The following is a 24,881-nucleotide window of genomic DNA, read 5'->3' on the forward strand; positions in this document are numbered from 1 at the left end:
ACACATGAAACAAGAATTAATAAAAATATATAGAGATATCTCCAGAGGAAAGCTTACCAAGAAAGAAGCACTGGATAAGATCAAAACTATTAAGCTACAAAAACAAGATAAAGCTAAGGCTACAGGTGTTTTGTTGGCAAATTCGGTATGGGAACCTATTTCATTAGATATAATTTCTGAAGATCAGATAGAATATACCCAGCAGCATATCATTTTGTGTGAAATGTCTGATGTGGAAGGTAAGGAAATTAAAGAATTACTTCCAGAGTGTAATGTTTTAAGCTTACAATCTGACCAGCAGCAGAGTATTGCTGATCGATATGAGAGTCATGCTTTATCCTGTTTTGATTATATCCGCAATATACTCTCTAACAAACCTCAGGGAAAAATACAGATTCAAATAGTCATCGGTAATGATAAAGAACAGATTATTTTCACCGGGCTTTCGGGATTATTAAAAACAGCAACCCTTGAGAATCCTATACTAACGGGTCAAATCATTCTGACAGATCCTGAGGTAAATGCAGGAGCACTTTTCTTACAGCTTCAGGAAAATGAGAAGAGATTCCAGGATCAGGATGTTAAATATGAGCAGGATATCCGGTATGTTTTGAAAAGGAAAGAAATACAGGCAAGTGATGTAAGCCCAAAAATACCTTTCAAAGATCATGGAGTATATCTTATTACCGGAGGTATGGGTGGTTTGGGTATTTTATTCACCAAAGAGATCCTTAAGCAAACAACTCATTCCAGAATTATTTTAACAGGCCGTTCTGTATTAACAAAAGAAAAGAGAGCAATCCTGGATGGATTATCGGTACTTAACAATAAGATTGAATACCGGCAATTGGATTTAAGTAGTTCAGATCAGGTAAACCAACTCATAGCTACGATATCCAAAGAGCATACACAACTTAATGGTATCCTGCATTGTGCTGGTATGACATCGGATAATTTCATTCTTAAAAAAACAAGTGATGAATTCAGCAGCGTACTAACTCCCAAAGTTACAGGTACCTTCAATCTGGATCAGGCCAGTAAGGATATCGACCTGGACTTTTTGGTGTTGTTTTCCTCTGTAGTATCTCAAATAGGTAATGTAGGCCAATCAGATTATGCAGTGGCTAATGGTTTTATGGATCAGTTTGCTGTGTATCGTAATCAAATGGTTTTGGATGATCAACGACAGGGACACACTTTGTCTATCAACTGGCCATTGTGGAAAGATGGTGGTATGCAAATAGATCAGAAAAACCAAGAGGTTTTATGTGAAACCTATGGGATGAACCCTATGAATACAGTTGTTGGAATGGATACATTGTATCGTTGTCTGGAGTTGAGGTATAGCCAAACTTTAGTTATGGAAGGCGATATGAAGCAAATGTGTCAGGCACTTCTTGAAGATGAAAAAGAAAAAGAGAAACCGATAGCAATATCACCTAATACGAAACAACAAGTTATTTCAAGAGTTATCGAAGAAAGCTTCATAGAAAAAACCAAAGATTATTTGTGTAAACAGTTTGCTATAGTATTAAAGCTGGCTTCCCATAAAATAGATCCGCAGGCACCATTAGAGAAATATGGTATTGATTCCATATTAGCGATGAGTCTTACAGATCAATTAGAAAAAACCTTTCCTTCTCTGCCCAAGACTCTGTTTTTCGAATATCAAACCATTAATGAGCTTTCTGAATATTTTATAAAGTTTCATATTAATAGGTTATCTCAACTCTTTGATTCCGAAAAAGATAGTCAGAAAAAAATAATAAAAGAGCAACCAGATGATCAAACCAAAAATAGTAGTAAAAGGCGATTAAATCGTAAACGTAATATTGTTATTTCAAAAGATAAATCTCATTCAAAACCAGATGATCCTATTGCTATTGTAGGATTAAGTGGTCGTTACCCGGCTTCGGTTGATGTAGCAGCGTACTGGGATAACCTAAAGAAGGGTAAGGATTGTATCACCGAGATTCCTAAAGATCGTTGGGACTGGCGAGAGTATTATAGTGAGGATCGTAGTAAAAGCGGTTATCATTACAGTAAATGGGGTGGTTTTATAGAAGGGGTTGATGAATTTGACCCGAGGTTTTTTAATATCTCTCCCAGAGAGGCAGCATCAATCGATCCTCAGGAGCGTTTGTTTTTACAGCATAGCTGGATGGCAATCGAAGATGCAGGATATACACGTTCCAGCTTACAGATACCTCGTGAAGAAGATATGGCAGGCCAAGTAGGTGTTTATGTAGGTGTGATGTATGGCGAGTACCAATTATATGGAGTAGAAGAAAGCATGAGAGGCAATCCTATGAGTATTTCTGGGAGCTATGCCAGTATTGCCAACCGAGTTTCTTATTTTTTAAACGCTCATGGTCCTAGTATGACTTTAGACACGATGTGTTCTTCTTCCTTGACCTCGATTCATTTGGCTTGTCAGGATTTAAAAGAAGGTCGTACCGATTTAGGTATAGCCGGAGGAGTTAATGTAAGTATTCACCCGAATAAATACCAGATGCTTAGTTCGGGTCAGTTTATATCGAGTGCAGGTCATTGTCAAAGTTTTGGAGAAGGAGGCGATGGTTATATTCCTGGCGAAGGAGTTGGAGTTGTAGTTTTAAAAAGGTTATCAGAGGCAAAACGAGACGGGAATCATATTTATGGAGTGATCAAGGGGAGTTCGCTTAACCATGGCGGAAAGACTAATGGTTATAGTGTTCCCAACCCTAAGGCTCAGGCTAGTGCTATTACTCAGGCCCTTAAAGTATCCAATACGGATCCTGGTCATATTAGTTATATAGAAGCTCACGGTACAGGTACTAAGTTGGGCGATCCTATTGAGATAGCCGCATTATCTAAGGCATTTGAAAAGGATACCCAGAATGATAAAGGATATTGTTTACTGGGTTCTGCCAAGTCCAATATCGGTCATTGTGAATCAGCGGCAGGTATTGCAGGTTTGACAAAAATATTATTACAGATGGAGCATGGTCAAATAGTTCCATCACTACATTCTAAGCGTTTAAACCCTCATATTGATTTTGCTACGACTCCTTTTATTGTGAATCAGGAGTTAAGGGATTGGGATGCTCCTGTAATTAAAGGAAAGGTTTATCCTCGTATAGCAGGTATCTCCTCTTTTGGAGCAGGAGGCTCGAATGCACATATCATTATAGAGGAATATATAGCTCCATTAGGATCTGTTATAGAGGATGGTATAGCTACCGATTTTGGTATTGTTTTATCAGCACGTACTACAGATCAGTTACGACAAAAGGCGGTTGACTTGTTGAGTTATCTTGGTATGGAGAGTACTGATATTGACTTGAGTTCAATGTCTTACACCTTACAAGTAGGTCGTGAGCCAATGGATAAGCGTTTGGGCTTTGTGGTGAGTTCGGTAGTTGAGTTGAAAGAAAATCTAGAATCCTATCTTGATGATACAAGAGGAGTAGAAGGAATGTATCAGGGAGAAGTTAAAAGAGGAGAAGATTTTTATGAATTAGCTACTGATACAGCGGTTCAAGAATGGATATCCAATAAAAATATAGCTAAACTACTTGATGTATGGGTAAAAGGTTATGCTGTGGATTGGCAGCTGTTGTATGGAGATGTTGTTCCGGGATTGATGAGTCTTCCGACGTATCCTTTTGCCAGGGAACGTTATTGGATCCCAGTTAGTGATACACCATCGGTAGTAAAGAATAAAGCTATCTCAGTATTACACCCTTTAGTACATAGAAACACTTCTGATCTTATGGCTCAGAAATATAGTTCGACTTTTAGTGGAGAAGAGTTTTTTATCTCAAGATTATCTAAAAAAGATAAGGTTCTTCCAATAGTTATTTATTTAGAAATGGCTCGTGCTGCAATTGCAGAAGCATTACCAGAAGAGAAAGGGTCCTATCTATTGGAGTTTACCAATACGGTTTGGTCAGGCCCTATAGTTTTTAATGATGCTATGGAAGTGCATATCACCTTATTTGAGCAAACAGAAGAAGGTGTTTGTTTTGAAGTATATAGTACTAGTAAAGAAGAGGAAAAAATATATTGCCAGGGTGAAGCTATATTACATGATGAGCTTCCTTTAACAACATTAGATATCAATGCTCTTAAAGCTAAGATGGAGAGAAGTGTATTGTCTTCTTCTTACCAGAGTATCACTTCTATTTTTCAAGGAGATAAGCAGTTATTGGCAGAGCTGATTTTATCAGAAGATTTACATTCAGAAGAAGAAGTTTATGTTTTACATCCTGTTATTCTTGAAGAAGTATTACAAGCAGGTCTTATGTTATTCCCAGAGACTGCTTTAGAGGTTACAGGTATAGATTCTTTACGAATCATGAGTAGTTGTACCGGGGAGATGTCTGTTTGGATTCGTTATAGTTCAGGTAGAGCAGATGCCTTAGATATCGATTTATGTGATAAAGAAGGCAAGGTATGTGTACAGCTATATGGGGTTAGTTATCAGGAAGTGATTACTGGTTTTATAGAAGATTCTTCCAGTCAAGAGGAAGTAATAAAACCATTATTAAAACCAGAGGAGATTCAGAATATACCCAAAGAGATTTTCTTTCCACTTCAAATCAATAAAAGAACTGCAATCAATGATTTAGAGATTCAAAAAATTAATCAGGAAAGTATAGCTAAACCGTCTAATGTATCATTACTAGCTCCACAGATTCTGAAGATAGAAGAAACCTCAGGGATTACCACTTCCAAAGTACAAGTTAGTCTTTCAGGTACAGGGGAAAACGTTTTAGAAAAACCAAATACATCTTCGCTAGAACCATTAGTAAAGTTGTTTGATCATGGCAGAGGCTTGTATGTTATAGATATATCCACACCTAATGATAATACGCTTTCTTCAGAGTTGATCACAGAGTTATTGACCACTTTAGAATATGTAAAAGAAGTGCCTTCTCTAAAAGTAGTCTTGCTTCGAGGTAGTGATGATGTTTTTTTACAAGGTGATCGGGAAGCTTATAATGAATCAGTTAGAACAGGTCTTTACGGGGCTATAGTTTCTTTTCCTTTTCCATTAATTGCCGAGATGAAGGGGACGGCTATTGGAGCTGGATTTTTATTAGGCACGTTGTGTGATTTTATGATTTGCAGTGAAGAAAGTAACTATTCTTATGCGAGTTATAAGGAAGGATTTTTGCTTGATTTAGCAGAAGAGTTACTCTTTAGAGAGCGATTTGGAGAAGCAATTGCAAGGAACTTTTTGTATTCACCTAAGGTATCAACAGGAAAGACCTTACAACAACAGGGTTTTAGTTGCGCTATCCTTCCATTGGATCAGGTTGGTTCTTTTACAGAGAGTTTTGCATTAGATCTTTGTGATAAATCAAGAGATGCTCTACAGCTATTAAAGCAACATTTGGGACGTGAGCTACTTAGGATGACAGAACAACTGGTTGTAGTACCCACAATACAGGCAGAAAATACGACAACCACAATACCACAAATTACTTCAGGTTCGAAGTATTTGAAGTTGACAACCGATGCAGACCATGTATTAACGATTACAATACATACAAAAGGGAAGAGCTACCCACTAAAAGATATTATTTCAGGATTGAGGAATATTTTTTCTCAACTAGACAAATACAATTATTATAAAGCGATCATTCTAAGCAGTGATGCTGCTGATTTTGTTTCGGTATCTGATTTAACTGGTTCGCAGGATGTTGTTTTAGAGCTTCAGGATTTAATTCTGTACTCTCCAATTCCCATAGTTGCTGCAATAGGATCAAACGCTAAAGATATCGGCTGGCTAATTAGTGTGTCCTGTGATGTTTGTATTTATAATACACAAGGTGAGTACTCGGTATCAGGTCTTATAGAAGTTCCTGAGCTGGCAAGACGATCGGCTATGTTATTCGGTCAACGATTAAGTGGTTATGTGAGTAAAGAATTACTACTGGCAGGTAAGAGCTATACAGGTCTTGAGTTACAAGATCAGGTAGGTTCAGTAATTGTATCGGATGCTGTTTTTTCAGAAGCTTTACACCAGGCATCGTACTGGAGAGGTTTATCTATAGAAGCTGTACGGGCTTGGAAAAAGGATCGAGCTTCATTACTGAAGAAAACGATAGAAGAGTTACCGATTTGGTTAGAGCGTAAAGAACCGATTTCAGCAGAGTTGCCAGATACTCCAACAGATATTGTACTCGATACAAAAGTTATAAAAGCCAAGGTTCATCCAGAAGGTATTGTAGAGGTTAAGATGGAAGACCGAGTAGCAAAGAACATGTTTTCGGATGCTTTTATAGCAGGAATGATAGAGGTCTTTAAGCATATTGCAGAGCATCCCTTGTATAAGGTTGTGGTATTGACGGGTTATGATAGTTATTTTGCATCAGGAGGCACTAAGGATAGTCTATTGGCGATCCAGGAAGGGAAGGCAAAGTTTACAGACACCAAGATTTTTGAATTGGCTCTAGGCTGTAAGATTCCGGTGATCTCTGGGATGCAGGGTCATGGTATTGGAGCAGGTTGGTCTATGGGCATGTTTTCAGATTTTATTTTGTTTAGCGAAGAGAGTCGTTATGTGAGTCCTTATATGAGGTATGGATTTACTCCTGGGGCAGGAGCTACTTTGGTTTTTCCGGATAAGATAGGGTATGACCTTTCTCGGGAGACCTTATTGAGAGGAGTTGAATATTCTGGTAAGGTGTTACAGGAAAAAGGAATGTCCTTCCCTGTTTTGTCCAGAAAGGATATCCATACAGCTGCACTTGCATTGGCCCGGCAGATAGCAAGGCAATCTCGCAGTAGTTTAGTTGCGATCAAGGATCAATTGACAGCGCATCTTAAAGGAAGACTAGAAGAAACCTACAGCCGAGAGTTGGCAATGCATGAAAAGACATTTGTGGGAAGATCAGATACCCTACAACAGATTGAGAGTAATTTTCACCAAGAGAATACTGATTCAAAGGCAGTGATTAACTCCATAGAAAAACCTATTTCCAAAGGAGTTAAGGCTACTGTTTCACGTACCGATACATTACCTGATATTATCACAGAGCTCAAAAAGCTACTGGCAAAGGAGTTACACCTGTTGGAGGATGAGATTGATGAACATAGCCAGTTTGTAGATTTGGGATTAGACTCTATTGTAGGAGTAACCTTTATACGTACAATCAATGAGCGGTATGATCTTTCATTACAAGCTACCATTGTGTATAGTTATGCTACACTGGCAGCATTAGGTAGTCATATTAAGGAAATATCAGAACAACAGGGAACAGCTGTAAGCCAACCTGTAGCATCAGCAATTGAAAACATGTCAAAAGAGATGCAAGTAAATACTCCTGATATGTTACCCGATATTATTACAGAGCTCAAAAAACTACTGGCAAAGGAGTTACATCTGTTGGAGGATGAGATTGATGAACATAGCCAGTTTGTAGATTTGGGGTTGGACTCTATTGTAGGAGTAACCTTTATACGTACAATCAATGAGCGGTATGATCTTTCATTACAAGCTACCGTTGTGTATAGTTATTCGACTCTTCTGGCTCTTAGTGATCATATTAAGGATGAAATGAAACAACAGGGAGTACTTATAACAGACTCTACTGTTTCTACTGATATCTCAGAAAAGGTTTTTCAAAGTGCTATTCCAAAAACAGTTACAGGTAGACAACTTACCTCATGGCGTAAAGGTTCACAGGGAAGAGTTAATCAATCTACAAAACCTTCTTCTCGATCACAGTCTATTGCAGTTGTAGGTATGGCTGGTCAGTTTCCGGAAGCAGGTGATGTAGAAGTATTTTGGGAGAATATTGCTCAGGGAAAGAATTGTATTAGTGAGATTCCTAAAAAGCGTTGGGATATTGATAAGTATTATCAAAAAGGTGAGGCTGTTGCAGGTAAGACCTATAGCAAATGGATGGGCGCTTTGGAAGGATATGATCTTTTTGATCCCTTATTTTTTAACATCTCTCCTATTGAGGCAGAGAGTATGGATCCGCAGCAGCGATTGTTTTTAGAGGCTTGTTGGCATACGATAGAACATGCAGGATACAATCCACACGTGCTTTCGGGTAGTAAATGTGGAGTATATGTTGGATGTGCTTATGGAGACTACCAAATGTTATCAAGAGAAGAACAGTTAAGTGCACAAGGATTTACTGGTGGTTCTACTTCTATTCTGCCAGCACGTATTTCTTACTTTTTGAATTTACAAGGCCCTTGTATCTCTATCGATACAGCCTGTTCATCTTCATTGGTAGCTATTGCCAATGCCTGTGATGGTTTGGTGTCGGGTAGTATTGATTCTGCTCTGGCAGGTGGAATCAATGTTATGGCAGGTCCAGATATGCATATTAAAGCTGCTCAATCGGGCATGCTCTCTCCAGATGGTAAATGCCATACTTTTGATCAGCGTGCTAATGGTTTTGTACCGGGAGAAGGAGTTGGAGTGGTCATGCTAAAAAGATTGGAAGATGCAGAAAAAGATAAGGATACTATTCTAGGGGTTATCCAGGGGTGGGGTATTAATCAGGATGGAAAAACCAATGGCATTACAGCTCCTAATACAGAATCACAAATACAATTAGAACAACAGGTTTACGATCAATTTGATATAGACCCGAATAACATTCAGTTGATAGAGACTCATGGTACAGCTACCAAACTTGGAGATCCTATTGAGGTAGAAGGATTACGCAGGTCGTTTAAAAAATACACAGAGGAAAAAGAATATTGTGCTCTGGGATCTGTAAAGAGTAACATCGGTCATTGTTTAACTGCTTCAGGAGTGGCAGGGTTTATTAAGGTACTACAGGCGATGAAATACAAACAGTTACCACCCACTATAAATTTTGAACAGTTAAATGAGCATATCAATCTGGAGGATAGTCCTTTTTATGTGAATACAGAGTTAAAGGAGTGGCAGGTTAGGGAATCACAACAACGTCAGGCTGCGATCAGTTCTTTTGGATTTAGTGGCACTAATGCTCATTTGGTAATGGGCGAGTATGTTCCCCAGAATTGGGAAGTGGTTAAACGACCTGTTCAGGTCATTACACAACAGTCGGATCTTATAGTTCCTTTATCAGCCAGATCTGAGGAGCAATTAAAACAAAAGGCTTCTGATTTACTGGAATTTATTGAAGAGAAGAAAGGTTCTCTGGATCTGATTGAGATGAGCTATACTTTACAAGTAGGTAGGGAAGCTATGGAGGAGCGTCTTGGTGTTATGGTGAGCAATATAGATCAATTGGCAGAAAAGCTTCGGGCTTATTGTAATGGAGAGGATGCTATAAACGGTGTCTATTCGGGGCAAGTGAAACGCAATAAAGAAGGTTTACGAATCATTAGCAATGATGATGAGATGAAAGAAACCATTATAGATACATATATACGTCAGAAGCAATTATCAAAATTATTGGATTTATGGGTTAAGGGATTGGAGTTGGATTGGGATAAACTCTACGGAGACCATAAACCTAATCGTATCAACTTGCCATTGTATCCATTTGTCAAAGAACGATATTGGATTGATGGCGTAGAAGAAAAGGATATTCATGCAAATGGAACGACAACATCCGTTTTACATCCATTATTACACTTAAACACTTCAGACTTTAGTAAGCAGAGTTATAGTACTACATTTAGTGGTGAAGAATTTTTCTTAAAAGATCATCAGGTTTTTAACCAGAAAGTTCTTCCAGGAGTTGCGTATCTGGAAATGGCCCGTGCTGCTATTGAAAAATCCATGCCCACATCTGTAGAATCTGCTATTTTGGAGTTGAATAATACTATTTGGATTCAACCTTTTGCTATCGTAGACCAAAAGAAACAAATTAATATAAACTTGTTTTTGGACGATTCAAATTCTGTAATGAGTGAACAAATACATTACGAATTATATAGTCACAATGGAGAAGAAGACATCATACACTTCCAGGGAAAAGCAACTTTTAGCAGTCGAACAATTCCAGAGAGAATTGATATTGATCAGCTTAGACGTCAGATGACTGCTGGTAAATTAATGCAAAGTGATATTTATAATGCTTTTGCTCAAATGGAACTTCATTATGGGGCGGCACATCAGGGAATAAAAGCGATTTATAAAGGAGAGGGGCAAGTATTGGCCGATTTAACTCTTCCGGAAGTAGTTAAAACTAAACAGAATAATTATCTATTACATCCTAGTTTAATGGATAGTGCTCTGCAGGCTACTATTGGCTTATTTCAGAATCTGAATCAAATCCCAGAAGAACCATTACTTCCTTTTGCACTAGGATCTTTGCGAATAATCTCTGCTTGTGTCCCAGAAATGTTTGTCTGGGCACGCTATGCAAAAGACAGTAAACCTGGGGATAAACTCATTAAAGTTGACCTTGATCTGTGTGATCAAGAAGGGAATGTTTGTGTGGAAGTTAAGGGAATTGCTTTTCGTGTTATGAAAAATAGCAATAGACCTACGCATATGGCAACAAATGATTTGTTGAAAAGAAATACTAATGATACATCAACCTTTAATGATGCTTATTATCAGAATCTTATTCAAAGTGTATTAAATAAAGAGCTTTCTGATGAAGAAGCTGTGGAATTAGTTTAAAGACTGAATTCTTAAGAAAATTTGAAAGAAAAGATGAAGGAAAACCTAAAAAAAGTATTCCAAGATATTTCCGGAGGAAAACTTACACAAATAGAGGCATTAGAAAAAATTAAAGCTATAAAGCTACAAGAACAAAGTAAAATTGTAGGGACATTGCTTTTGAATTCAGTTTGGGAAGAAGATACAAGAACATCTACTAATCATGAGAATTACTCCCAGCAGCATATCATTTTGTGTGAAATGTCTGATGTGGAAGGTAAGGAAATTAAAGAATTACTTCCAGAGTGTAATGTTTTAAGCTTAGAATTAGATCATCATCAGAGTATTGCTGATCGATATGAGCGTCATGCTTTATCCTGTTTTGATTATATCCGCAATATACTCTCTAACAAACCTCAGGGAAAAATACAGATTCAAATAGTCATCGGTAATGATAAAGAACAGATTATTTTCACCGGGCTTTCGGGATTATTAAAAACAGCAACCCTTGAGAATCCTATACTAACGGGTCAAATCATTCTAACAGACCCTGAGATAAATGCAGGAGCACTTTTCTTGCAGCTTCAGGAAAATGAGAAGAGATTCCAGGATCAGGTTGTTAAATATGATCAGGATATCCGGTATGTTTTGAAAAGGAAAGAAATACAGGCAAGTGATGTAAGTCCTAAAATACCTTTCAAAGATCATGGAGTATATCTTATTACTGGTGGTTTGGGTGGTTTGGGTATTTTATTCACAAAAGAGATCCTTAAGCAAACAACTCATTCCAGCATTATTTTAACAGGTCGTTCTGCATTAACAAAAGAAAAGAGAGCAATCCTGGATGGATTACCGGTACTTAACAATAAGGTTGAATACCGACAACTGGATTTAAGTAGTTCAGATCAGGTAAACCAACTCATAGCTACGATATCCAAAGAGCATACACAACTTAATGGTATCCTGCATTGTGCTGGTATGACATCGGATAATTTCATTCTTAAAAAAACAAGTGATGAATTCAGCAGCGTACTAACTCCCAAAGTTACAGGTACCTTCAACCTGGATCAGGCCAGCAAGGATATTGACTTGGACTTTTTGGTGTTGTTTTCCTCTGTGGCTTCACTAATAGGTAATGTAGGTCAATCAGATTATGCAGTGGCTAATGGTTTTATGGATCAGTTTGCTTCGTATCGTAATCAAATGGTTTTGGATGATCAACGACAGGGACACACTTTGTCTATCAACTGGCCATTGTGGAAAGATGGTGGTATGCAAATAAATCAGGAAAATCGGGAAATACTGAAACAAACCCTAGAGGTACAGCCAATGGAGACAATCATTGGGATGTACACATTTTATTGTAGCCTGGAACTACGGCTGAATCAGGTCTTGGTAATGAAAGGCAATTTACCTCAATTGGATAGCATTAAGAATATAGATCAGGAAATAAAAAATAAATCGTTACCCAACCAGAAAGTTATAGATTCTCCAGTGGTTACCAACAACATTCACAGTGATCTTTTTGAAAAAACTGAAGATTACTTGTGTAAAGAATTCTCTTTGTTATTAAAGCTGACTTCCCATAAAATAGATCCGCAGGCACCATTAGAGAAATATGGTATTGACTCTATACTGGCGATGAAGTTTACAAGTAGATTAGAAGAAACCTTTCCTTCTCTGCCCAAGACTTTGTTTTTTGAATACCAGACCATAAGAGAGCTTACAGAATACTTTATAACATCTCACTCGACTCAATTAGTTGCTCTTTTTAATACAGAGCTAAATAACACTTCCAAGGAAAAGTCAATTGAAATAAAATCTGGAACTGATGATCAAATATGGCATAAACTGATTTCGGGTAAACGCTTTAGTCGTCCTCGTCCTTTTACTGATTTAACGAATTCTATACACTCAGTTTCTACAGATCCTATTGCTATTGTAGGATTAAGTGGTCGTTATCCGGCTTCGGTTGATGTAGCAGCGTATTGGGATAATCTAAAGGGAGGTAAGGATTGTATCACCGAGATTCCTAAAGATCGTTGGGACTGGCGAGAGTATTATAGTGAGGATCGTAGTAAAAGCGGTTATCATTACAGTAAATGGGGTGGTTTTATAGAAGGGGTTGATGAATTTGATCCAAGGTTTTTTAATATCTCACCCAGAGAGGCAGCATCAATCGATCCTCAGGAGCGTTTGTTTTTACAGCATAGCTGGATGGCAATCGAAGATGCAGGATATACACGTTCCAGCTTACAGATACCTCGTGAAGAAGGACTGGCAGGTCAAGTAGGTGTCTATGCAGGTGTGATGTACGGAGAATACAATCTATCAGGGAGCTTAGCGAGTATCGCGAACCGAGTTTCTTATTTTTTAAACGCTCATGGTCCTAGTATGACTTTAGACACGATGTGTTCTTCTTCTTTGACCTCGATTCATTTAGCCTGTCAGGATTTAAAAGAAGGTCGTACCGATTTAGGTATAGCCGGAGGAGTTAATGTAAGTATTCACCCGAATAAATACCAGATGCTTAGTTCGGGTCAGTTTATATCGAGTGCAGGTCATTGTCAAAGTTTTGGAGAAGGAGGCGATGGTTATATCCCTGGCGAAGGCGTTGGAGTTGTAGTTTTAAAAAGGTTATCAGAGGCAAAACGAGACGGGAATCATATTTATGGAGTGATCAAAGGGAGTTCGCTTAACCATGGCGGAAAGACTAATGGTTATAGTGTTCCCAACCCTAAGGCTCAGGCTAGTGCTATTACTCAGGCCCTTAAAGTATCCAATACGGATCCTGGTCATATTAGTTATATAGAAGCTCACGGTACAGGTACTAAGTTGGGCGATCCTATTGAGATAGCCGCATTATCTAAGGCATTTGAAAAGGATACCCAGAATGATAAAGGATATTGTTTACTGGGTTCTGCCAAATCTAATATCGGTCATTGTGAATCAGCGGCAGGTATTGCAGGTTTGACAAAAATATTATTACAGATGGAGCATGGTCAAATAGTTCCATCACTACATTCTAAGCGTTTAAACCCTCATATTGATTTTGCTACGACTCCTTTTATTGTGAATCAGGAGTTAAGGGATTGGGATGCTCCTGTAATTAAAGGAAAGGTTTATCCTCGTATAGCAGGTATCTCCTCTTTTGGAGCAGGAGGCTCGAATGCACATATCATTATAGAGGAATATATAGCTCCATTAGGATCTGTTATAGAGGATGGTATAGCTACCGATTTTGGTATTGTTTTATCAGCACGTACTACAGATCAGTTACGACAAAAGGCGGTTGACTTGTTGAGTTATCTTGGTATGGAGAGTACTGATATTGACTTGAGTTCAATGTCTTACACCTTACAAGTAGGTCGTGAGCCAATGGATAAGCGTTTGGGCTTTGTGGTGAGTTCGGTAGTTGAGTTGAAAGAAAATCTAGAATCCTATCTTGATGATACAAGAGGAGTAGAAGGAATGTATCAGGGAGAAGTTAAAAGAGGAGAAGATTTTTATGAATTAGCTACTGATACAGCGGTTCAAGAATGGATATCCAATAAAAATATAGCTAAACTACTTGATGTATGGGTAAAAGGTTATGCTGTGGATTGGCAGCTGTTGTATGGAGATGTTGTTCCGGGATTGATGAGTCTTCCGACGTATCCTTTTGCCAGGGAACGTTATTGGATCCCAGTTAGTGATACACCATCGGTAGTAAAGAATAAAGCTATCTCAGTATTACACCCTTTAGTACATAGAAACACTTCTGATCTTATGGCTCAGAAATATAGTTCGACTTTTAGTGGAGAAGAGTTTTTTATCTCAAGATTATCTAAAAAAGATAAGGTTCTTCCAATAGTTATTTATTTAGAAATGGCTCGTGCTGCAATTGCAGAAGCATTACCAGAAGAGAAAGGGTCCTATCTATTGGAGTTTACCAATACGGTTTGGTCAGGCCCTATAGTTTTTAATGATGCTATGGAAGTGCATATCACCTTATTTGAGCAAACAGAAGAAGGTGTTTGTTTTGAAGTATATAGTACTAGTAAAGAAGAGGAAAAAATATATTGCCAGGGTGAAGCTATATTACATGATGAGCTTCCTTTAACAACATTAGATATCAATGCTCTTAAAGCTAAGATGGAGAGAAGTGTATTGTCTTCTTCTTACCAGAGTATCACTTCTATTTTTCAAGGAGATAAGCAGTTATTGGCAGAGCTGATTTTATCAGAAGATTTACATTCAGAAGAAGAAGTTTATGTTTTACATCCTGCTATTCTTGAAGAAGTATTACAAGCAGGTCTTATGTTATTCCCAGACACTGCTTTAGAGGTTACAGGTATAGATTCTTTACGAATCATAAGTCGTTGTACTGGTGAGATGTCTGTTTGGATTCGTTATAGTTCAGGTAGAGCAGATGCCTTAGATATCGATTTATGTGATAAAGAAGGCAAAGTATGTGTACAGCTATATGGGGTTGGTTATCAGGAAGTGATTACTGGTTTTATAGAAGATTCTTCTAGTCAAGAGGAAGTAATAAAACCATTATTAAAACCAGAGGAGATTCAGAATATACCCAAAGAGATTTTCCTTCCACTTCAAGTCAATAAAAGAACTGCAATCAATGATTTAGAGATTCAAAAAATTAACCAGGAAAGTATAGCTAAACCGTCTAATGTATCATTACTAACTCCAGAGTCTCTGAAGATAGAAGAAACCTCAGGGATTACCACTTCCAAAGTACAAGTTAGTCTTTCAGGTACAGGGGAAAACGTTTTAGAAAAACCAAATACATCTTCGCTAGAACCATTAGTAAAATTATTTGATCATGGCAGAGGCTTGTATTCACTAGATATATCCACACCTGATGATAATACACTTTCTTCAGAGTTGATCACAGAGTTATTGACCACTTTAGAATATGTAAAAGAAATGCCTTCTCTAAAAGTAGTCTTGCTTCGAGGTAGTGATGATGTTTTTTTACAAGGTGATCGGGAAGCTTATAATGAATCAGTTAGAACAGGTCTTTACGGGGCTATAGTTTCTTTTCCTTTTCCATTAATTGCCGAGATGAAGGGGACGGCTATTGGAGCTGGATTTTTATTAGGCACGTTGTGTGATTTTATGATTTGCGGTGAAGAAAGTAACTATTCTTATGCGAGTTATAAGGAAGGATTTTTGCTTGATTTAGCAGAAGAGTTACTCTTTAGAGAGCGATTTGGAGAAGCAATTGTAAGGAACTTTTTGTATTCACCTAAGGTATCAACAGGAAAGACCTTACAACAACAGGGTTTTAGTTGCGCTATCCTTCCATTGGATCAGGTTGGTTCTTTTACAGAGAGTTTTGCATTAGATCTTTGTGATAAATCAAGAGATGCTCTACAGCTATTAAAGCAACATTTGGGACGTGAGCTACTTAGGATGACAGAACAACTGGTTGTAGTACCCACAATACAGGCAGAAAATACGACAACCACAATACCACAAATTACTTCAGGTTCGAAGTATTTGAAGTTGACAACCGATGCAGACCATGTATTAACGATTACAATACATACAAAAGGGAAGAGCTACCCACTAAAAGATATTATTTCAGGATTGAGGAATATTTTTTCTCAACTAGACAAATACAATTATTATAAAGCGATCATTCTAAGCAGTGATGCTGCTGATTTTGTTTCGGTATCTGATTTAACTGGTTCGCAGGATGCTGTTTTAGAGCTTCAGGATTTAATTCTGTACTCTCCAATTCCCATAGTTGCTGCAATAGGATCAAACGCTAAAGATATCGGCTGGCTGATTAGTACGTCCTGTGATGTTTGTGTTTATAATTCACAAGGTGAGTACTCGGTATCAGGTCTTATAGAAGTTCCTGAGCTGGCAAGACGATCGGCTATGTTATTCGGTCAACGATTAAGTGGTTATGTGAGTAAAGAATTACTACTGGCAGGTAAGAGCTATACAGGTCTTGAGTTACAAGATCAGGTAGGTTCAGTAATTGTATCGGATGCTGTTTTTTCAGAAGCTTTACACCAGGCATCGTACTGGACCGGACTCTCTATAGAAGCTGTACGGACTTGGAAAAAGGATCGAGCTTCATTACTAAAGAAAAGAATAGAGGAGTTACCGATTTGGTTAGAGCGTAAAGAACCGATTTCAGTAGAGTTGCCAGATACTCTAACAGATATTATACTCGATACAAAAGTTATAAAAGCCAAGGTTTATCCAGAAGGTATTGTAGAGGTTAAGATGGAAGACCGAGTAGCAAAGAACATGTTTTCGGATGCTTTTATAGCAGGAATGATAGAGGTCTTTAAGCATATTGCAGAGCATCCCTTGTATAAGGTTGTGGTATTGACGGGTTATGATAGTTATTTTGCATCAGGAGGCACTAAGGATAGTCTATTGGCGATCCAGGAAGGGAAGGCAAAGTTTACAGACACCAAGATTTTTGAATTGGCTCTAGGCTGTAAGATTCCGGTGATCTCTGGGATGCAGGGTCATGGTATTGGAGCAGGTTGGTCTATGGGCATGTTTTCAGATTTTATTTTGTTTAGCGAAGAGAGTCGTTATGTGAGTCCTTATATGAGGTATGGATTTACTCCTGGGGCAGGAGCTACTTTGGTTTTTCCGGATAAGATAGGGTATGATCTTTCTCGGGAGACCTTATTGAGAGGAGTTGAATATTCTGGTAAGGTGTTACAGGAAAAAGGAATGTCCTTCCCTGTTTTGTCCAGAAAGGATATCCATACAGCTGCACTTGCATTGGCCCGGCAGATAGCAAGGCAATCTCGCAGTAGTTTAGTTGCAATCAAGGATCAATTGACAGGACATCTTAAAGGAAGATTAGAAGAAACCTACAGCCGAGAGTTGGCAATGCATGAAAAGACATTTGTAGGGAGATCAGATACCCTACAACAGATTGAGAGTAATTTTCACCAAGAGAATACTGATTCAAAGGCAGTGATTAACTCCATAGAAAAACCTATTTCCAAAGGAGTTAAGGCTACTGTTTCACGTACCGATACATTACCTGATATTATCACAGAGCTCAAAAAGCTACTGGCAAAGGAGTTACACCTGTTGGAGGATGAGATTGATGAACATAGCCAGTTTGTAGATTTGGGATTAGACTCTATTGTAGGAGTAACCTTTATACGTACAATCAATGAGCGGTATGATCTTTCATTACAAGCTACCATTGTGTATAGTTATGCTACACTGGCAGCATTAGGTAGTCATATTAAAGAAATATCAGAACAACAGGATACAGCTGTAAGCCAATCTGTAACTCCATTACTTCCAGATGATACCTCGGTGGATACACAGGTACATGTTGATATGTTACCGGATATTATTACAGAGCTCAAAAAACTACTGGCAAAGGAGCTACATCTGTTGGAGGATGAGATTGATGAACATAGCCAGTTTGTAGATTTGGGGTTGGACTCTATTGTAGGAGTAACCTTTATACGTACAATCAATGAGCGGTATGATCTTTCATTACAAGCTACCGTTGTGTATAGTTATTCGACTCTTCTGGCTCTTAGTGGTCATATTCAGGAAGAAATGGAACAAGAAGGGATCACAGTAAGTTCCCCTGTTGTTTCGGTAGATATTTCAGAAAAGGTTTTTCAAAGTGCTATTCCAAAAACAGTTACAGGTAGACAACTTACCTCATGGCGTAAAGGTTCACAGGGAAGAGTTAATCAATCTACAAAACCTTCTTCTCGATCACAGTCTATTGCAGTTGTAGGTATGGCGGGTCAGTTTCCGGAGGCAGGTGATGTAGAGGTATTTTGGGAGAATATTGCTCAGGGAAAGAATTGTATTAGTGAGATTCCTAAAAAGCGTTGGGATATTGATAAGTATTATCAAAAAGGTGAGGCTGTTGCAGGAAAAACGTATAGTAAATGGATGGGTGCTTTAGAAGGATATGATCTTTTTGATCCCTTATTTTTTAATATCTCTCCTATTGAGGCAGAGAGTATGGATCCACAGCAACGATTATTTTTAGAGGCTTGTTGGCATACGATAGAACATGCAGGATATAATCCACATGTGCTTTCGGGTAGTAAATGTGGAGTATATGTTGGATGTGCAGCTGGAGACTATCTTCAACAATCAAAAAAACATCAATTGAGTGCTCAGGGATTTACAGGTGCAGCCGGTTCTATATTAGCAGCACGTATTTCTTACTTTTTAGATTTACAAGGTCCTTGTATCTCTATTGATACAGCCTGTTCATCTTCATTGGTGGCTATTACCAATGCCTGTGATGGCTTGGTGTCGGGTAGTATTGATTCTGCTCTGGCAGGTGGGGTTTATTTGATGGCAACACCTTCGATGCACATTATGAGTTCACAATCAGGTATGCTCTCTCCAGATGGTAAATGCCATACTTTTGATCAGCGTGCCAATGGTTTTGTACCGGGAGAAGGAGTTGGAGTGGTCATGCTAAAAAGATTGGAAGATGCAGAAAAAGATAAGGATACTATTCTAGGGGTTATCCAGGGGTGGGGTATTAATCAGGATGGAAAAACCAATGGCATTACGGCTCCTAACACTGAATCACAAATACAATTAGAACAACAGGTCTACGATCAATTTGATATAGATCCGAATAACATTCAGTTGATCGAGACACATGGTACAGGTACTAAGCTTGGAGATCCTATTGAGGTAGAAGGATTACGCAGGTCGTTTAAAAAATACACAGAGGAAAAAGAATATTGTGCTCTGGGATCTGTAAAGAGTAACATCGGTCATTGTTTAACTGCTTCAGGAGTGGCAGGGTTTATTAAGGTACTACAGGCTATGAAGTACAAACAGTTGCCACCCACCATAAATTTTGAACAGTTAAATGAGCATATCGATTTGAAGGATAGTCCTTTTTATGTGAATACAGAGTTAAAGGAGTGGCAGATTAGGGAATCACAACAACGTCAGGCTGCGATCAGTTCTTTTGGATTTAGTGGCACTAATGCTCATTTGGTAATGGGTGAGTATGTTCCCCAGAATCGGGACGTAGTTAGACGATCTGTTCAGGTCATTACACAACAGTCGGATCTTATAGTTCCTTTATCAGCCAGATCTGAGGAGCAATTAAAACAAAAGGCTTCTGATTTACTGGAATTTATTGAAGAGAAGAAAGGTTCTTTGGACCTGATAGAGATGAGCTACACTTTACAAGTAGGTAGGGAAGCTATGGAGGAACGTCTTGGTTTTATGGTGAGCAATATAGATCAACTGGCAGAAAAGCTTCGGGCTTATCGTAATGGAGAGGATACTATTAACGGTGTCTATTCGGGGCAAGTGAAACGCAATAAAGAAGGTTTACGAATCATTAGTAATGATGATGAGATGAAAGAGACCATTATAGATACATATATACGTCAGAAGCAATTATCGAAATTACTGGATTTATGGGTTAAAGGATTGGAGTTGGATTGGGATAAACTCTACGGAGATCATAAACCTAATCGTATCAACTTGCCATTGTATCCATTTGCAAGAGAACGATACTGGATTGAAAGAACACTTGGTAATGATAAAAAAGAGAAAGAAAAGGCTTTAGAAGTACTTCATCCATTAGTGCATAAGAATACTTCGGACCTTCATCAGCAAAGCTATAACACCATATTTGATGGTGAAGAATTTTTTATCAAAGAGAATAAGATTCATGACAATAAAGTCCTACCAGGATTAGCTTGTTTGGAAATGGCTCGCGCTGCTATGATATTGGCTAATGCCCCGCAGAATGAATCTTCGATAATTGAATTACACCATATTTCCTGTACAAAACCAATTGTGGTTGAGGAAACAAAGGAAGTTGAAATAGCCTTATTTGCAAGGGAAGGAGAAGATCGTATAAATGAACGAATAGATATTGAAATTTATAATGCTGAAGAGGAACAGGAAATATATTTTCAGGGACAAGTCACTTATAGTCATCAAAATAAAACCACTAAACTGGATATTTCCCAGCTCAAGGATGAAATGAAACAGATTCCTTCGAAATCCAATGATATCTATGCAAAATTATCTCAAATAGGACATATCTATGGTTCTGATCTTCAGGGAATCTCAACTATTTATCAAGGAGATAATCAATTATTAGCAGAAGTAAGTATACCACTTCTAGAAGAAAATGATCAGAATGGATTTGTACTCTACCCTACGATCATGGAAGGAGTGATGCAGGTATGTATCGGTTTAATTACGGATATGAAACCTATAAGCCAACCATTATTCTTAGCTTCGTTAGATGCCGTACGTATCGTATCTGCTTGTACTAAGGAAATGAATATCTGGGTGCGCATTAAGGATGTGAAAGTAACTAATCCTATACTTGATATTGACCTTATAGATCAACAAGGGAATGTTTGTATAGAAATGAGGGGATTATCTTTACAAAATTTTAGTATAGATACTAATACTTCAGAAAATGTAGAAAAAACAGTTGATATATATCAAGACAAGTATAGTGATACTGCCTTACAGTCAGAAGAAGCTTCTCAGGAATTATTTTTCAAGGAATATTGGCAAGATCAACCTCTTACTTTCGATACTTCATTATCAGATAGCAAACAACTTATCATTTTTGCAGATAAAGAGTTTAAAGAGAGTATCATAAATAGCGATAATACTGGCCAGTTTGCTAAAGCAATTTTTGTATTTCAAGAACAGAAATACAAAAAGGTCACAGACAAAATTTATCACTGTCGTCCCAATAATGTGTCAGATATTCAAAAAGTACTTAAAGGTATAAACGATAAAAGTAATAAGTCTATTGGACTAATATATACTTGGGCAAAAAATAATAAGGAAAAAGGTATTCATGTATTGTTTAATGTATTTAAAGCTATTAAAAGATTTGACAATCCTGTTGATATTACCCTAGTAGGTAACTATGATCCTTCTTCTGTAGAAACATGTTGGGATTATTCCTGGATAGGCTTTGAGCGTTCCTTAAAATTAGTATTACCTAATTCAAAGATATCATTACTTTATACAGATTCATCTGGATGTACGCCTCAGCAATTATTAGATGCCGTAGAACATCCTGGAGTAATTTGGTATAAAGATCAGCAAAGGTTTGAACTGTCATACAAGCCATTTGATCTTAATAATGCTGTAAAAACACCAGTACTTAGAAAGAATGGGAGTTATTTAATTACCGGAGGTATCGGAAAGCTAGGGTTCAAGTTAGCATGTTATTTAGCCAAGGAATATCAGGCAAAACTACTACTACTTGGCAGGAGACCATTAACCTCTGATATTAAGGAAAAGATCGATAAGCTAAAACAAGAAGGAGCTCAGGAAGTTCACTATCAGTCTGTTGATATCAGTGATAGAAAGGCAATAACATCTTGGGCAAAAAAACTTCCTTTTAACTTATCAGGAATTATTCATGCAGCGGGAGTTGAAAGTTCTGAGGTTTTCTATGAAAAAACAACAAAAAGTATCAATGAAGTGCTTCAACCTAAATCCAAAGGCATAATAATATTAGATGAAATACTAAATAAGCAACCTCTGGATTTTGTATGTTATTTTTCATCATCAGCTGCTATGTTGGGTGATTTTGGATCTTGTGATTATGCCGTAGCTAATCGTTTTCTAATGGCTTATGCCAATTACCGTGAACAGAAAACTCAAAATAATGGAAAATCCATTGTTATAAATTGGCCTTTTTGGAAAGACGGAGGTATGGGTAAAGGCGATTTTGAGCAAGCTGCCTTTTATCTAAAAAGCAGTGGTCAGGAGGTGCTCGAAACATCAGAAGGAATAACAATATGGAATGATATCATCCAATCCAATCAAACACAAATACTGGCGCTCAAAGGTAAACCTAGCCGTGTTGAACAATTTTTACATCATGCCTATACAACTGAACGACTTAGTCAATCACAATCGAATGTTGAAAACCAACGCTCCCACATGAGTAAAGGGTGGAAAATACAATATCAGGATCTCTCTCTAAAAGAATGTATCTATTCTGATCTGATCAAGCTTGTATCCTTAAGTTTGAAAATACCTTCAGAGAAACTAGACGGAGTAACCAATCTGGCGGATTACGGTTTTGATTCTATCAGTTTGACAACATTTGCCAAAGAACTAAGAGCATATTTCTTTATTACTATAACCCCCGCGGTATTTTATAACTATTCTACTATTGAGAAATTAAGCGATTACTTCGTAGAGGATTATCATAAACACTTAGAAGAATTTTATAGTAAATCACAGAGTAAAGTGATGGAGAGAGAACGGGTAGCAGTGAAAAAACCTGTGTTAAATAAAACATCAATCCGAAAACGCTTCTTACAATCTAAATCCAAAGATACTTCAAGCTTTTCGAGTTTGACTCAGGAACCTATTGCCATTATCGGTATGTCAGGACGTTTCCCCGGCGCAGATACAACAGATCAACTATGGGAAATGTTAGAAAAGGGACAGAGTGGTATTAGTGAAGTTCCTTTATCACGTTGGGACTGGCGCGATTATTTCTCAAAACCAGGTGATTCAGATAATAAAATCAGTACTAATAAAGGAGGTTTTATTAACAATGTGGATGAATTCGATCCTTTGTTTTTTGAAATAACACCCAGAGAAGCAGAAGCCATGGATCCCGGTCAAAGAATGCTTTTAATTGAAGCGTATAAAGCGATCGAAGATGCTCAAATTAACCCGTCATCGTTACGAGGAACTCCCGTTGGTGTTTTTGCAGGAATGGAAGAAAGTCAATATAGCTCGCTTACTTCGGATGAACAGGGAGTTGGGAATAGTGGCAATGCCATGATATCTTCCAGGCTGTCATACTACCTCGACTTACAGGGCCCTACAATTGCGACCAACACAGCTTGTTCTTCAGGATTGGTAGCCATGCATCAGGCAATTATGAGTTTACGAAACAGAGAATGTGAATCAGCGTTAGTTGCTGGTATCTCTTCTTTGATTTTATCACCTAAATTCTATGTTAAGATGAGTCAGGCAGGAATGCTTTCGGAAGATGGTCAATGCTATAGCTTTGCTAAAAAAGCCAATGGTATCGGTGCTAGTGAAGCTATTGTAGTGCTGATGCTAAAACCTCTGTCAGCAGCTATTGAAGCAGGCAATCCTATTTATGGAACGATCAAAGCCAGTGGTATTAACTTTGACGGAAAAACCAATGGAGTTACTGCACCTAGTGGCAAAAGCCAAGAGGAACTAATTAAAAATATCTATACTAATTATAATATCAATCCCCGGGACATCTCGCATATTATCGCTCATGGCACTGGAACAAAATTGGGCGATCCAATTGAACTTAATGCATTAAATGACGCTTTTAAAAAACTGATTAAAGAACAACCGCATTCAAAACAAACCATTAATTGCGCCATAACAAGTTGTAAAAGTAACTTAGGTCATACAATGGCCGCTTCGGGATTGGTAAGTGTAGTCAGCCTATTAAAAGGACTGCAGCATAATAAAATACCCGCTACTATTAACTGTGAGGATGAAAATGATTATATAAACTGGGAGAACAGTCCATTTTATATCAATAAGATGACCAAGAAATGGGAAAAAGAACAAGGTAAATCTCGTGTGGGAGGCATAAGTTCTTTTGGTCGTAGTGGTACTAATGCTCATGTAGTCATTGAAGAGTATAAAACACCAACAGCTCCTAAATTTTCTTCTGTCACACATCCTGAAGATGATACACAAGCCATGATTGTTCTATCAGCCAAAACAGAGGAGCAATTACTACACAAAGTTAGTGACCTGTTAACTTTAATAAAAAACCCTGATCACGCTATTGATTTACTTTCTATAGCCTACTCCTTACAAGTAACCCGAGAAGTTATGGAGGCGCGTTTAGGGTTTATTGTGAGCTCTGTTGAGGAGTTAGTAGATAAACTAGAGGCATACCTAAATTCAGAAAGAAATATTGAAGGCTTTTATAAAGGAGAAGCAAAACACTATGATACCTCAATATCCATATTTAATTCAGATACCGATTTACAGGAAACTATTGATAAATGGATAGCAAATAAAAAACTTTCGAAGTTACTCGAGTTATGGGTTAAAGGCCTTAAAATAAACTGGAACAAGCTTTATGGAGAAGTTAAACCTAAATGCATCAGCTTACCCAAATATCCATTTGCCAAGGAACGATATTGGATCAAAAAGGAAAAATCGAAACAAGTCATTGAAAATAGTCCTGTAGAGGTTAACAATAATTATGAAATCATAGAAGATCTTGTCAATCAGATAGAAAGTGAATCCATTGCAACAGATCAGGCCATTGGCTTACTGAAGAAATATAGCACATATTAATAAATACTTAAGA

At 37.8% G+C, this 24,881-nt stretch carries 2 protein-coding genes; both read left to right on the forward strand.

Annotation, left to right across the window (positions count from 1 at the left end):
* Positions 1 to 4: 4 nt before the first annotated feature.
* Positions 5 to 10,576 carry an SDR family NAD(P)-dependent oxidoreductase gene (locus AAFU52_RS11265; RefSeq protein WP_438426449.1) on the forward strand — a complete coding sequence of 3,524 codons (10,572 nt, stop codon included), beginning with the start codon at positions 5 to 7 and terminating at the stop codon, positions 10,574 to 10,576.
* Positions 10,577 to 10,609: 33 nt separating this feature from the next.
* Positions 10,610 to 24,868, forward strand: coding sequence for an SDR family NAD(P)-dependent oxidoreductase (locus tag AAFU52_RS11270; protein WP_438426450.1), 14,259 nt, complete (start codon positions 10,610 to 10,612; stop codon positions 24,866 to 24,868).
* The last annotated feature ends 13 nt before the right edge of the window (positions 24,869 to 24,881 follow it).

The sequence above is a fragment of the Aquimarina macrocephali genome (assembly GCF_051627225.1).
Classification (GTDB): domain Bacteria; phylum Bacteroidota; class Bacteroidia; order Flavobacteriales; family Flavobacteriaceae; genus Aquimarina; species Aquimarina macrocephali.